13 protein-coding genes are annotated in these 13,658 nt (G+C 63.3%); 10 read left to right on the top strand and 3 right to left on the bottom strand.

The window, feature by feature from the left end:
• Nucleotides 1-188: 188 nt before the first annotated feature.
• The gene (locus ACQY78_RS20645; RefSeq protein ID WP_428678163.1) at nt 189-659 is read left to right on the top strand and encodes a MaoC family dehydratase; all 471 of its coding nucleotides are present in this window, start codon (nt 189-191) and stop codon (nt 657-659) included.
• Between the two features lie 155 nt (nt 660-814).
• Here the strand turns inward: ACQY78_RS20645 and ACQY78_RS20650 are convergent, their stop codons facing one another.
• Entirely contained in the window at nt 815-2,071 is a 1,257-nt protein-coding gene (locus ACQY78_RS20650; RefSeq protein ID WP_428678165.1) for an amidohydrolase, read from the bottom strand.
• A gap of 665 nt (nt 2,072-2,736) precedes the next feature.
• On the opposite strand from ACQY78_RS20650, the gene ACQY78_RS20655 reads away from it, so the two are divergent.
• Nucleotides 2,737-3,822 (top strand): Ldh family oxidoreductase, encoded by a 1,086-nt coding sequence (locus ACQY78_RS20655; RefSeq protein WP_428678166.1) that lies wholly within the window; start codon nt 2,737-2,739, stop codon nt 3,820-3,822.
• Nucleotides 3,823-3,852: 30 nt separating this feature from the next.
• Nucleotides 3,853-4,515 (top strand): pyridoxamine 5'-phosphate oxidase family protein, encoded by a 663-nt coding sequence (locus ACQY78_RS20660; protein ID WP_428678168.1) that lies wholly within the window; start codon nt 3,853-3,855, stop codon nt 4,513-4,515.
• 35 nt (nt 4,516-4,550) lie between these two features.
• Here the strand turns inward: ACQY78_RS20660 and ACQY78_RS20665 are convergent, their stop codons facing one another.
• The gene (locus tag ACQY78_RS20665; RefSeq protein ID WP_428678169.1) at nt 4,551-5,252 is read right to left on the bottom strand and encodes a GntR family transcriptional regulator; all 702 of its coding nucleotides are present in this window, start codon (nt 5,250-5,252) and stop codon (nt 4,551-4,553) included.
• A gap of 200 nt (nt 5,253-5,452) precedes the next feature.
• Between ACQY78_RS20665 and ACQY78_RS20670 the strand changes: the two genes are divergently transcribed.
• The 5 genes from ACQY78_RS20670 to ACQY78_RS20690 are packed head-to-tail and all read left to right on the top strand — an operon-like array spanning nt 5,453 to nt 9,865.
• The gene (locus ACQY78_RS20670; RefSeq protein WP_428678171.1) at nt 5,453-6,586 is read left to right on the top strand and encodes an ABC transporter substrate-binding protein; all 1,134 of its coding nucleotides are present in this window, start codon (nt 5,453-5,455) and stop codon (nt 6,584-6,586) included.
• Between the two features lie 13 nt (nt 6,587-6,599).
• Nucleotides 6,600-7,484: a branched-chain amino acid ABC transporter permease gene (locus tag ACQY78_RS20675; RefSeq protein ID WP_428678173.1), complete on the top strand. Its 885-nt coding sequence runs from the start codon at nt 6,600-6,602 to the stop codon at nt 7,482-7,484.
• On the top strand, nt 7,481-8,398 hold the full coding sequence (locus ACQY78_RS20680) for a branched-chain amino acid ABC transporter permease (protein ID WP_428678175.1): 918 nt from the start codon (nt 7,481-7,483) through the stop codon (nt 8,396-8,398). The genes ACQY78_RS20675 and ACQY78_RS20680 overlap by 4 nt, the downstream gene beginning before the upstream one ends.
• On the top strand, nt 8,395-9,168 hold the full coding sequence (locus ACQY78_RS20685) for an ABC transporter ATP-binding protein (protein WP_428678177.1): 774 nt from the start codon (nt 8,395-8,397) through the stop codon (nt 9,166-9,168). Before ACQY78_RS20680 ends, ACQY78_RS20685 begins: the two co-directional genes overlap by 4 nt.
• Nucleotides 9,161-9,865: an ABC transporter ATP-binding protein gene (locus tag ACQY78_RS20690; RefSeq protein ID WP_428678179.1), complete on the top strand. Its 705-nt coding sequence runs from the start codon at nt 9,161-9,163 to the stop codon at nt 9,863-9,865. The genes ACQY78_RS20685 and ACQY78_RS20690 overlap by 8 nt, the downstream gene beginning before the upstream one ends.
• Before the next feature lie 16 nt (nt 9,866-9,881).
• On the opposite strand, the gene ACQY78_RS20695 is transcribed toward ACQY78_RS20690, so the two are convergent.
• Nucleotides 9,882-10,013: a hypothetical protein gene (locus tag ACQY78_RS20695; protein WP_428678181.1), complete on the bottom strand. Its 132-nt coding sequence runs from the start codon at nt 10,011-10,013 to the stop codon at nt 9,882-9,884.
• A 916-nt stretch (nt 10,014-10,929) separates the two neighbouring features.
• On the opposite strand from ACQY78_RS20695, the gene ACQY78_RS20700 reads away from it, so the two are divergent.
• Entirely contained in the window at nt 10,930-12,546 is a 1,617-nt protein-coding gene (locus ACQY78_RS20700; protein WP_428678183.1) for a hypothetical protein, read from the top strand.
• A gap of 153 nt (nt 12,547-12,699) precedes the next feature.
• On the top strand, nt 12,700-13,656 hold the full coding sequence (locus ACQY78_RS20705; RefSeq protein ID WP_428678185.1) for an ABC transporter substrate-binding protein: 957 nt from the start codon (nt 12,700-12,702) through the stop codon (nt 13,654-13,656).
• Nucleotides 13,657-13,658: the final 2 nt, after the last annotated feature.

A 13,658-nucleotide genomic window follows, 5' to 3' on the forward strand; every position in this document is an offset into this window, starting at 1 on the left:
CTCGGCCTCGCATCGAGATCGAGGCATTTATCGTGACACCATGGGCATAGGCGTCATGCCCGGCTTGCCTTACACGTTCGCGGTCGACCGCATCAGGGCCGCCATCGGGGCTGACGCCGGGCATCGCCCGCGCTTGCGAACTCTTCCTGCGACGGTACAGGATCCGTGTTGGTTTGAAGGAGGAAATCATGGCAAAGCGAACCGTCGAGAGCCCGCAGGCGATGAAGGCGCTGGTCGGTCAGGAGCTGGGGGTTAGCGACTGGCTGGTCATGACTCAGGAACGCATCAATACGTTCGCCGAAGCAAGTGGCGACCATCAGTGGATCCATGTCGATGTCGAGCGCTGCAAGACCGACATGCCGGATGGCAAGACCATCGCGCACGGCAATCTCACCTTCGCCGTGATCTCTACCTTCGCCCGCGATGTGCTGAAGATCGACAATATGCGGAACGGCATCAACTACGGCTCGAACAAGGTGCGCTACACCAGCCCGGTGCAGGTCGGGGCCCGTATCCGCGGCCGGCAGAAGCTGCTGGCCGCCGACGACATGCCGAACGGCGGCATTCGCATGACCTACCAATGGACTGTCGAGATCGAGGGCCAGGAGCGTCCGGCCTGTGTCGCCGAGACCATGAGCATCGCCTACGCCAAGACGTAGGCGACCGCGACGCTCTTCTCCATTCAAATGGGGAAGTGCCCCGTCATACGGGGCGATGGGGTCATAGGCGTCGCAAAGCCATGACCCCTCCGACGCGCAAGACGCCGCCACCTCCCCATTTGAATGGGGAGGAACGTGATTCGCCGCTCCGGTCGCTACTTCCGCTTCAGATAGTCGATCGCGAGATAGCTCAGCGCGCGCACGCCGTACTTGAGGGCGGGCTCGTGGACGCGGAAGAGCGGCGAATGGTTGGCGGGCGCCTGCAGCGGGTCGGCGTCCGGTGGCACGATACCCAGGAAAAAGAACATGCCCGGCACGACCTGGGCGAGGTACGAGAAATCCTCAGCGCCCATCACCGGGCGCACCTCGGTGACGCGCTGGGTGTCGAGACCGTTCTTCAGGCTGGCGGTGCCCCAATCGGTGAGCGGCGGATCGTTGTAGGTCACCGGCACGCCTTCGAAGACCGTGACGGTGGCCTTGGCGCCGGCGGCATCGGCGATGGCGGTGGCGGTCTTGTCGATGCGCTTCCAGATCTCGGCGCGCACGCCCTCATCGTGGGTGCGGATGGTGCCTTCCATGGCGACCGAATCGGGCAGGATGTTGTTGCGCACGCCGCCATGGATGGTCGAGACCGAGACGACCGCCGGCGTGAGGGTGGGATCGAGCTGACGGCTGACGATGGTCTGCAGCGCCAGGATGATCTGCGCCGAGGTGACGACGGGATCGATGCCGCGCCACGGCTGCGAGGCGTGCGTCTGGCGGCCCTCGACGTCGATCTTGAGGCGATCGGCGCTTGCCATCAGCCCGCCGGGGCGGAGCGCAATCACGCCTGAGCGGATGCCCGAGGTTACGTGCAGGCCGAACACGGCGGACGGCGCCGGGTTCTGCAGGCAGCCGTCGGCGATCATCGCCTGGGCGCCGCTCGGACGGCCGTCGTTGGAGCCTTCCTCGTTGGGCTGGAAGATCAGCTTCACCGTGCCCGGTATCTCGTCCTTCATGCCGGCCAGGATCTCGGCGACACCCATCAGGATGGCGACGTGGCAATCGTGGCCGCAGGCATGCATGACCGGAACGGTCTGCCCGAGATACTGCGCCGTGGCCTTGGAGGCGAAGGGCAGGTCGACCCGCTCCTCGACGGGCAGCGCATCCATGTCGGCCCGCAGCGCCACGACGCCGCCGGGCTTGCCGCCCTTCAGCACGCCCACGACGCCGGTGATCCCGACGCCCGTCCTCACCTCGTAGCCGAGTTTTTTCAGGTGTTCGGCGGCGAGCGCGGCGGTGCGCGTCTCCTGATACGAAAGCTCCGGATTCTCGTGAAGGTCGCGCCGCCACGCGATGACCTTGTCCTCGATCTCGAGGGCCGCAGCGGAAATGCGCTCGGAAAGTTCGTTGCCGGTGGTGATGTCGTTCATGCCGTGAGTGTCCTAGACCACGGGGCGGGTGCGCAAGAACCTACCATCGTTCGGGAATGCTCATACCGCGGATGGTGGTCGTTCCGCGAGAGCAGGGCCCGGGAAGCGGGCCTTTTCTCCGGGGCTCGGGGCGCCGGAGAAAAGGCTCGCATAATGAATGGCGGTGGGCGCAATCCACCACGAACAGGTCTCTCCGTCGTGTTCGGAGCAGGAAATAACTCAGGCCGGAACAGGAAAATTCGGGACCAAAACTTGGAATTTTCGCCCATCGATCGCTGCGAGCATAACGACCTTCAATGAAGTCGAACGCGGTTTAGATCCATGTCGGCTGAGAAAGCTCCTTTCGATCTTTGAGTAATCTGCCGGACGAGTCTTCCTTACGACGCATAGCGCTGTTGCCATCAGCTGCGTGAGCGAGAAGGGCCATCTCCGGTCTCCGGAGGGAACAGGCACCAGCGGCTTGCTCCCGGCGGACAAGGTTGGCGAGCAACAAAAACGCGATCCGGAAACCCTTCTCGCAGGCTCGCCGTCGCCGGTGAAAGCGAGACTGAGGTCGGCTTCCGCCGGTACCGGCGTCACGCCCTGCCTTGACAGAAACCCCAAACTTGAGATTGTATCCAATAAGGATAATATAGAATCCAATTCGCGAACGGAGATAACGGCCCATGAGCGCCCCCGTGAAAATGACCCTGCCCGAAATCTCCAGCACCGTGCATCAGTTGCTTCTGAAGCATGGTTTTTCCGAAGCGCATGCAGGGGCCATCTCTCGAACCGTCACGGCCGCCGAGCGCGACGAATGTCTGCATCACGGACTGTTTCGCATCCCTTTCTATATCAACGGGGTCAAGTCGGGTCTGGCGACGGGGGACAAGACTCCGACCATCAATGACTTGGCGCCGGCCGTCGTGCGCATCGATGCCCACTACGGCTATTCCAATCTCGCGCTGGAGGTCGGCGATCAGCTTCTCGCGGACCGGGCCAAGCAGTTCGGCATCGCGGCCCTGGTCATCAATCACTGCCACAGCATCGTCGCCCTGTGGCCGGAGGTGGAGCGGTTGGCCGCGCGCGGGCTCGTCGGTTTCTCCTTCGTCTCGGCCGCGCCTTATGTGGCGCCCGCGGGCGGCAACAAGCCCCTGTTTGGCACCAACCCGATTGCCTTCGCCTGGCCCAGGCCGAATTCGGAGCCCTATTGCTTCGATATGGCGACCAGCGCCAGCGCGCGGGGCGAAATTCAGGTCCGGATGCGGGACGGCCGATCTCTCGGGGAAGGCTGGGCCATCGATGCCGCGGGTCAGCCGACGACGGACCCCGGACAAGCCCTGCTGGGTGCCCAGCTGCCGTTTGGTGGCTTCAAGGGGTCCGCGCTTGCCACGATGGTCGAGTTGCTGGCCGGGCCCCTTATCGGTGATTTCCTGAGCTACGAGTCCGGCGAGTACGACACGGCCGGCGCCGGCACCTGCTGTGGCGGACAGCTGGTCCTGGCCCTCGATCCGACCAAGTTCAACATGCTGGGCGATCTGCAGAAACAGATGGAGCACGGCGAAGAGCTGTTCACGCGCATCCTTGCCCAGACGGGCGCGAGGCTTCCTTCCGATCGCCGGTACGCAGCGCGCAAGCGGACGGTAACGGAAGGGGTCCTGGTCCCGGCATCGCTTTACGACACTCTGCAGGTCCTGCTGCGCGGAGAGGTGCCGGATGCCCGCCAGGATTGGGAAGGCGACCACAATGTAGTCAAGGCCAACGTCGCCTAGCCCGTTGGGCAGTCACGAGGAAGTCCCAGCATGACAACCGAATACCTGCCTACTCAGCGGACCGAATTCCAGAAGGTTCCGACGCGGGGATCCTATGATCGAGATCTGGTGCACGCGATCATCGACCAGTCCATCGTCTGCCATGTCGGGGTCTCGATGAACAATACGGCGCGTGTCATCCCGATGGCGATCCTGAGGATCGGCGAATACGTTTATCTCCACGGCAGCAACACGAGCCAGTTGCTGCGCTCGCTGGCCGATGGCGCGGAGGTGTGCATCACCGTCAGCATCATCGACGCCTTGGTCGCGGCACGGTCCGGCTTCCATTGCGCCGTGGACTACAGGTCGGTCGTCCTGTTCGCAAAGGGGGAGGAAGTCCGCGATCGGGGCGAGAAGATGCGGATTCTCGACGGCTTCATCCAGCACATGGTGCCGGGGCACAAGGTCAGGGAACCGAAGGGGAAGGAAATCAACGCCACCGCCGTGATCCGATTTCCATTGGTCGAAGCCTCGGCCAAGGTCAGGGATACGGGCGTGAGCGATTTCGAAGAGGATCAGCAGCTTGATTCCTGGGCTGGGGTCATTCCGTTGAAGATCGTCGCGGGCGACCCGGTCGACAGCCCGACCCTCAAGGCCGGCGTCAAGACGCCCGAGTACGTCAAGAATTTCACCGGTTGGCGAGCGGTCCGGTAGGCTCCCGGGGCCACGGCACGACGCCCGCCTCCGCACTATGCGCCGATCGTGTTTTCCAGCCACCAGATGGCGAGTTCGCCCGACCGCAGGATGTGATGGCGCATGGCGCGACGCGCTTCCTGTGCATCATGCTGTTCGATCGCACGGATGATGGCTTCATGCTGGGCCACATTTTCGCGCATCGCACGGCCGTCCATGGTCGCGGTGGACATCATGATGCCGCGCGTGAAGTTGGCGTGGAGGTCGAGGACCATGGCCTTGAGGCGGGTATTGCGGGAAGCCGTCAGAATGATGTCGTGAAACGTGGCATTCGATTCGACCCAGCCCCTGCTGGCGTTCTTCGCCGTGCTGGCCTGGGGCTTCTGGGGGACGAGCGAATCGACAACCGACGCAAATTTGACCTGCGCCTTTTGCAGCGTCTCGACCTGCTCATCCGTGACCCATTCGACGCATAGTTCCGCGGCAAGGCCCTCGAGTTCGGCCCGCACCTGATAGCCTTCGCGAATCTCGCGCGCACCGGGAATGCGGACCGTCGCACCCTGGTTTGGCAAATGCTCGACGAGGCCTTTGGTTTCAAGCTGGCGAAGCGCTTCCCGAATGGGCGTCCGGCTGACCGAAAACTCTTCGGCCAGTGCTTCTTGGCGCAGTCGCGAACCGGGCACCAACTCTCCGGACATGATGCGATCAGCGATCGTATCCGCGAGTTGCTTCACGAGGTCGATGCTATTTGTTGTCAAGGGCCACTCCCCGCCTTTCATGAGCGTTTGAAATTTATTGTTGACGAAACCCAGGACTGGATGCAACGCTATCTATATTGGATACAATCTCAGATGCGCCGTCGCAATAGCCGATCGTGTCAGCTGAAGGGCGCCATCCACCCAAGCCTTCCAAAGCCTGAGACGGCGGGAAGGTAGCATCGCTTTGGAAGGGAAAATCAATGGGGAACCTGATCAAAGCGGCCGCCGCGACCGCTCTCGCCCTCGGGGCGTTCACCTCGGTGTCGGCCGTCGCTCAGCAGATGGTGAAAGTCGGGATCGTGCAGTCCACCTCCGGCGGATCCGCTGCCATCTACGGGACTGTGCAGAAGAATGCGGCGGAGCTCGCGATCGAGCAGATCAATGCCTCCGGCCAGCTGGGGAATCTCAAGCTGGAGGGGATGCATGCGGACGACGCCGGCGACCGCGGCCAGACCGTCAATATTTTTCAGCGGATGCTGAATCGCGACAAGGTCGCCGTCATCTTCGGCCCTTCGTTGTCGAATTCCATGTTCGCAGCCGGGCCGCTCGCCCAGCAGGCGCGCACGCCGGTGATCGCGAGTTCCAATACCGCCTCCGGCATTCCGGCAATCGGCACCTATATCTTCCGCACCAGCCCGCCTGAATCGGTGACGTTCCCGGGCGTCCTGCAGTTCGCGAAGGAAAAGTACAAGATCAAGACGGCAGCCCAGATCTACGGCATCGACGACGTGTCGATGAAGGCCAACTACGAAGTGCACAAGGCGGCTCTCCAGAAGGAAGGCATCAAGGTTCTGACGACCGAGACGCTCCAGAAGGGCGACGTCGACTATTCCGCCCAGCTGACCAAGATCAAGGCCGCCAATCCCGATGCGATCGTGATCAGCGCGTTGGCAGAAGAAGTCGCCAATATCGTCCGCCAGGCGCGCCAGCTCGGCATTCCGCAGGCCACGCTCCTGATCGCCTCGAATTCCGCCATCAGCCCGAAATTCATCGAACTTGCCGGGCCGGCGGGCGAGGGCCTGCTGGCGGGAGCGGGGTGGTTCCTCGATTTCGACAGCCCGGCGAACAAGGCTTTCATCAAGGCTTATTCCGCCAAGTTCGGTTCCGAACCGGACAGCTACGCCGCTTACCAATACACCGCCGTGCTGGCCTTTGCGGACGCCCTCAAGCGGGCTGGCGGGGCAGGCGATTCGGCCAAGCTGCGCGACGCACTCGCGGCGACCAAGGATATCGACTCCCCGCTTGGCAAGTTTTCTTTCACCAGCGACCGCGAGCCGGTGATCCAGGCCAAGGTTCTGGTGGTGAAGGCAGCAAAGTTCGTCATCGCCGAGTAGAGGATCGCGCCGGATGTCGATCTTCCTCCAGCAAATGGTCAACGGCCTGTCGCTCGGGGCCACCTACGCAGTGTTCGCCATGGGATGCACGCTGGTGTTCGGCGTGCTGAACGTGGTGAACATGGCGCAGGGGGCGTTCTTCATGGCCGGGGCTTATCTCGGCCTGGAGATCGCCCTGATGGGCCTGCCGCTGCCCGTGGCCTTCCTGGGGGCGATAGTGGCCGGCGGCGTCCTCGGGGTGCTGACGGAACTCCTCATCTTCCGCACCATCAAGCGCCGGGGCGGCCATCGCTGGATGGGGCTGGTCGCCAGCCTCGCCTTGGCGCGCGGACTGGTGGCCTGTGCGCAGGAATTGTTCGGGACCCAGATCCGGCGGTATCCGACCATCGAATGGCTTTCCGTCAGCTTCGATGTGGCGGGTGTTCGCTTCCAATCCATTCAGCTCCTGATTGCCGGCCTGTCCCTCCTGCTGATGGCGGCCTTGGCGATCACGCTTCGGAGAACCGCGATCGGACGGGCGATCCGAACGGTCGCTTTCGGCGAAGACGTGGCGCAGATCGTCGGCGTGCCGGTCAACCGTACGATCATGGCGACGTTCTTTCTGGCGGGCGGCATGGCCGGCGGCGCCGGCTTGCTGCTCGGCATCCTGTTCAATGTCGTCTCCCCCTTCATGGGGGAACACATGCTCGTGAAGGGCTTGACCGTGATGATCATCGGCGGCCTGGGGAATATTCCGGGGGCCGTGATCGGCGGGCTCTTGCTGGGGTTGATCGAGGTCGTCAGCACCGCCTATGTCGCATCGTCGTTCCGGGACGCGATCGGGTTCGGACTGATATTCCTGATCCTGCTGTTCCGGCCGACCGGTCTGTTCCGCTCTTTCGAGGAGCGGCGGGCATGATGGAGGCGCTGTCGCAGTTTTGGGCCAGCTATTCCAATCTGATCAACCTCTGCCTGCTCAACGCCTTCATTGCCTACGGTGTGTTTCTTGCCCTGAGCGCCAACATGTTCACGCTCGGCACCGGCGGTTTCATGTCGCTCGGGGCCTATACCAGCGTGCTGCTGACGATGGGGTCGGACGCCCCTTTCGTCGTGGCGCTGGTCGCCGGCGGCTTGGTGTCGGCCTGCGCGGCGCTTCTGATCGGTGCACCGGTGCTGCGACTGCGCGGCGATTATTTCATGCTCGCGACCTTTGCCTTTACCGAGGTCGTGCGGGTTCTGGCCTTGAATCTGGAAAGCGTGACGGGCGGGGCGATCGGCATCATGAACATTCCGACCAAGACCGAGACTTGGCATTACATCGCGCTGCTGGTCGTGCTCATCGTCCTGATCCGGCTGTTCCGGCGGTCGCATTTTGGCTTGGCCGTGGCCGCGATCAAGAGTGACGACGTCGTGCCGCAGGCGGTGGGGATCGATGTCTTCCGATACCGGCTTTCCATCTTCACGGTGAGCGGTTTCATCGCCGGCCTGGCCGGCGGATTTGCCGCGCACATGAACTACTTCATCGCGCCGGGAGACTTCGGCCTTGCGCGAAGCATCGATGCGCTGGCCTTTCCCATTCTGGGAGGGGTGAACGCTCTGCTCGGGCCGATTCTCGGCGCGGTTTTCACCACGACCTTGCCCGAGGTGCTGAGGTTCTCGAGCCAGCTGCGCGAGATCCTCATGGGCGCGCTGATCATCGGCGTCGTGCTGTATCTGCCGGGCGGCATGTATTCGCTCCTGAGCTTTTCGCCCTCGGCACTGGGCAAGATCGGCCGCAAGGCGGCTGCAAAAGGCCTCGCGGCACCGAACCCAGCTCATGGAGATGGCGCATGACTGGAGCCCATCTGTCCGTCCGCCAGATCGCCAAGCAGTTTCAGGGCATCATTGCGGTGGACCGCATTTCGTTCGAGGTCCCGGCGAACAGCATTACCGGACTTATCGGCCCGAACGGCTCCGGAAAAACATCGACGATGAACATGATCACCGGGCTGTATGCCGCGGATGCGGGCTGGATCCGCCTGGACGATGTCAGCATCGACGGTCAGGCGCCGTTTGAGATCGCCAAGCTGGGTGTCGCACGAACGTTTCAGAATATCCGTCTGCTTGGCGACCACACCGTCCTCGAGAACGTGGCGCTCGGCTGCCACCTCACCCGTACGACCGGCTTGCTGGCGACCTTGCTGAACCTGCCGTCCCAGGCTCGTGAAAAGCGTCGGGTGACCGAGAAATGCCGGGAGCTGCTGGCCCTGCTCGGCATCGAGAACCTTGCCGAGACGCGGGCGGCGAGCCTGTCCTACGGCGACCGGCGGCGCGTGGAGATTGCCCGCGCGCTGGGGATGCATCCCAGGCTGCTGCTGCTGGACGAGCCGGCGGCGGGCATGAGCCGGGCGGAGCGCCAGAAGCTGGTGGATGTCATCCGGAATATCCGGTCGCGTGGCATTAGCATTCTTCTGATCGAACACGATATCGAGCTGGTCTCGAATACCTGTGATCGCATCGTCGTCCTGAATTTCGGGCGGGAAATCGCAGAAGGTACCTCGGAGGAAATCAGGAAGAATCCCGCCGTCATCGAAGCCTATCTGGGGTCGGATGCCGATGCTTGAGATCAAAAATGTCCGTGGGGGCTATGGCGTCGTCGATGTGCTCAACAGCATCAACATCAAAGTGGCACAGGGGGCCTGCGTATCGATCATCGGTGCGAACGGTGCCGGCAAGACCACGACTCTGTCGGTGATCTGCGGGTTGATATCCGCGACAGCGGGCACGGTGATGCTGCAAGGGGAGGACGTCACCAACCTGCCGGCGCACGCTATCGTGAAGCGGGGTGTCAGCTTGGTGCCGGAGGGGCGGCGCATCGTCTCCAACATGACCGTCGAGGACAATCTCCTGGTGGGCGCCTATACCAGGACCGATCGGGCCGTTCGCGACGATCTGGACAAGATCTATCAGCGCTTCCCACGCCTTAAGGAACGGTCGGCCCAGTATGCCGGATCCCTTTCGGGTGGCGAGCAGCAGATGCTGGCGATCGGTCGCGCTCTGATGGCCAGGCCCAAGGTTCTGCTGCTGGATGAACCGTCGATGGGGCTGGCCCCCCAGATCGTGAACAGCATCTTCGACATCATCCGGGAAATCAACCAGTCCGGAACGACCGTCCTCCTGGTCGAACAGAATGCCCGCAAGGCGATGGCGGTCTGCACCTATGGGTACGTGATGGAGATGGGGCGCATCGTCTTTGAAGGCGAGCGGGACCTCCTGGCGAATTCACCGCAAGTCGTCTCCGCTTATCTTGGTGCCGGCTGACGCAGACGCTGCAAGGTCAGACCTCCAACGTCTTCATCAGGTCGGCGATCTTGATCGTGGCGAAGCTGGAGTAGGCCGCCTGCTCGAACTGAACGAAGCGCACATCCTCGATGTCGTGCGACAGCGTCTCGGTGATCGGGAAAATCACACGCTCGCTGATGTCGAGTCGGGCTTGAAGCAGACCTCCACATCGGCGCTGCCATCATTCGCAATGACGCCGGCGCGGACAGTCAGCGACGCGCAGGGTCGACAGCCTCGTGGCGAATGCTATGAGCGGACTACTTCGGCGTGAGCTTGCCCTCGAAAAGGCAGTGGCCGTCGAGCATGTTCGTCGAGGCGCGCTCCTCTAGGGGAGCCGACGGCGTCCATCTTGTTGCAGCCGCCGACGATGGCGGTCGTCTTGGACTCCACGTCGGCGCCCAGCGTCGCCTTTGAAGTTCCGTTCCATGCAGTCTTCCTCGGAAGCTACCACTCGACCATCAGGCGCCAGAGAAAGCGCGCCGGAGGCGGCCAAATTGACTGAATTTGCAGGCGAATTGTGCGTCGTATGGTGGTTGTCTTCGACGCCGAAAGCCTCGCAAAACGGGCGTCTTTCGCGATGCATGCATGGCCGGAGTGGGCGTTCGCGGCATCGCTGGCGGTGCAGCCATTCAGCCGCGAACCCCCTTCCTTCCCCGGTAGCAGGGAAAATATCAGGGATTCGGCGAGGGGCGTGATTGGCTGAACTGCGGAGAATGCCTGCAAGGACGGCATCTTTTGAGGTGTTGCTGTGCAACACAGCCCAATCGGAGCAGGGAATTCGGACACCCCGGAACCGGGTATTGGGGGAAGAAAACAGGGAATCCCATCGGTGCGATCGGAACACCAATTTGTGCCCGATTCATATCGAGGCATTCGCATGACAGGCACTAAGCACGCTTCAATACTCGGTCCCGCGGGTCAATGGACTCCGAATGCGGTGCCCTTCGAGCGTCTAAGCATATCGGTTCCTCTCACGCGTTCGATGCCGTCGCGGCAAGACGGTCTCCATGACAATAGGCACACCTATTGCTTCGACTGGCAGCATGGTCACCGCGAGGCTCCTGTCTACCGCCGAGGAGGCGAGCGCGACCGGCACGGCCGATCAGGCGCCTTTGGCGACGGAAATCGGCACGCAGCTTCGCCGTATCCTCGGCACCGCCGACTTCGCCGCCTCGACGCGCAGCGGGCGCTTCCTCGCCTATATCGTCGAGCGCACGCTGGCGGGCGAAGCGCGCCTGCTGAAGCAGTACAGCATAGCTACCGAGGCGCTCGGCCGGGGGCCGGGATTCGATCCCGACCGCGATCCGCTGGTGCGGTTGGAAGCGGGCAAGTTGCGCCGCAACCTCGACGGCTATTATGCCAATCAGGGCGCTGGCGACCCGGTTCGCATCTCGGTGCCGCGCGGGAGCTACGTGCCCACATTCGAACGGGTGTCGTCAATGCGCCCGGACGCCGGCGTTGCCTTGCTGGGCACGCTCGCCCCGACGCGGCTGCTGGTCGTGCAGACCAGCGGACTCGGCCCGGAAGCCGCGTTATTTTCCTTGGGACTGACCGAACAGCTCACGGTCGAGCTGGCGCGCTATCCCGACCTCTCGGTGGCGCCTGCGATCCCAATCCTGCCCGAAGGTTCATCGCCCGCGTCTCTCGGCCTGTCGACCAAGGCGCGCTTCGTCGTGACCAGCAGCGCGCGCCAGAGCGGGAGGCGACTGCGCGCCGTCCTGAAGCTGCACGATCTGCAGGCCAACGCAATCATCTGGACCGACTCGTTCGACGGCCCGCCCGACGCCACCGCCACCATCGAGGCGCAGGACGCGATCGCACGCCGTGTCTCGGCCGAGATCGCCGACTTCCACGGCGTGATCTGCCGGCTGCTCGCATTCGAGTCGGTCAGTGGCGAAGCCGATCGCGTATGGACGCCGCACGTCGCCATCCAGCGCCATCGCTATCTCACGCGCATCACCAACGAGCAGGTCTATCGACTGGCCCGGGCGGACCTCGAGACCGGGGTCAGGCGCGCGCCCTATTCGGCGATGATGTGGGCGGCGCTGGCGCATACCGCCTTCACCGGCAATTGCCTGGGTTTTGACGATGATGTCGATTTCCTGCAGTCCGCCGATCGCCATACCCAGCGCGCCATGGAGCTCGACCAGGGCTGCGCCTACGCACATGTGGCGGCCGCGACGATCGCCATGTACCGCCGCGATCTTGTCGGCGCGCTGGAGGTCTGCGAGCGTCTGGCCGCAGGCAATGCGCATGCGCCCAGCACCAGACTCAGCGCCGGCTTTTTCCGCTCACTGGCGGGGGACTGGGAAACGGGCGCGCAGCTCATGGCGCAAGCACTGGCTGTGATCCGCCACCCGCCGGGGTGGGCATTCCGCGCCACCTTCCTCAACGCCTATCGCCAGCGCGACTACCTGGGCGCGCTGAACGAATTGCAGACCTATCCAGCCGGTGAGCAGTTCACGCCCTCGTTGCTCCGCGCCGCCGCCTTCGGTCAGCTAGGCCGTTCAGAGGAGGCAGCCCTCGCCATTGCCGAGGTGCGTCGCAAATGGCCTGCCTTTCCGCGGTTCGCCGACCGCTATTTCCGTTATCTCTCGGGTGTTGATGCCCTGTCGGAGCATCTGCGCGAGGGATTGCGCAAGGCCGGTCTTGAGGATTGAGCACGAAGCGCGCCGTAGCATACCCCCCAATAACGGTAGCTACCCTGCACGAGGAGGTGGCCGCTCCGTAGAGTGATCCAACGCCCGATTCCTCTGGAGGCCAGCATGGTTCTAACCCGGCGATCATTCAGCATTCTCTCGTCCCTATTGTCCGTGGCAGGCCTCACCACGACGCGTGCGACGGCCCAGGATTTCAAGGGCGAGGGCGGCAAGGTGCGGGTGGCGTCTTTTCCCGGCGGCAACGATTATCCGTTCTGGGCAATCGCCAAGCTCGGGCTCGACCGCAAGTATGGGTTCGAGCTGGAGAACGTCTCGGTGCAGCCCGGCGGTGCAGCGCTGACCGCGTTCCGCTCGGGTGCGGTCGAGGGCGGCCTGATGAACTGGCTGGAGCTGGCGCGCGTGCGGACCGCGGGAGAAGAGATCACCGCCATCGTGCCCTTCCTCGAGATGCCCAACGTCTGGGTCGTTCCGAAGAACTCGCCTGCCAAGACTGTGGTCGACCTCAAGGGCAGGAAAGTCGGCACCTACAATCGTTTCAGCCCGGAATGGGTCCTCTACCTGTCGACGGCCAAGTCGAAATTCGGCTATGACCCGCGCACCGAGAGCACGATCCAGGAGGCCGGGCCAGGCCTGCTGCGCGGCCTGATGGACCAGAAGCAGATCGACGCCACGTTCATCTTCTACAATCTCGCCATGCCGATGGTCGCCTCGGGCGAGTACCGGATCCTGTTCAATAGCAAGGACCTGCTCAAGCTCGCGGGAATGCCCACCAGCACGATGCTGACGTCGGTCGCGTTCCGTGAAGCCTATTGCCGCTCGAACCCGAAGAACGTCCGCGCCTTCGCGATGGCTTATCGCGACGCCGTCGAGTACCTGCGTGCCAACGACCCGATCTGGGTCGAGTGCCTGGCGCGGCAGAACATCACCGACGCGGCGGTCGTGCCGCTGATGCGCGACTACAGCCGCGAGGTGACGCTGGCGCGTTTCTCCGCCGACCCGATGGCCGAAACCAAGCAGCTCTTCGAGGTGCTCTATGCGACCGGCGGCAAGGAAGCCATGGGTGTCGACGCCCTGCCGACGGGCATTTTCAACACCAGCTTCTCGAGCTAACG

Origin of the sequence: Reyranella sp., assembly GCF_965279625.1 — a bacterium.
Classification (GTDB): domain Bacteria; phylum Pseudomonadota; class Alphaproteobacteria; order Reyranellales; family Reyranellaceae; genus Reyranella.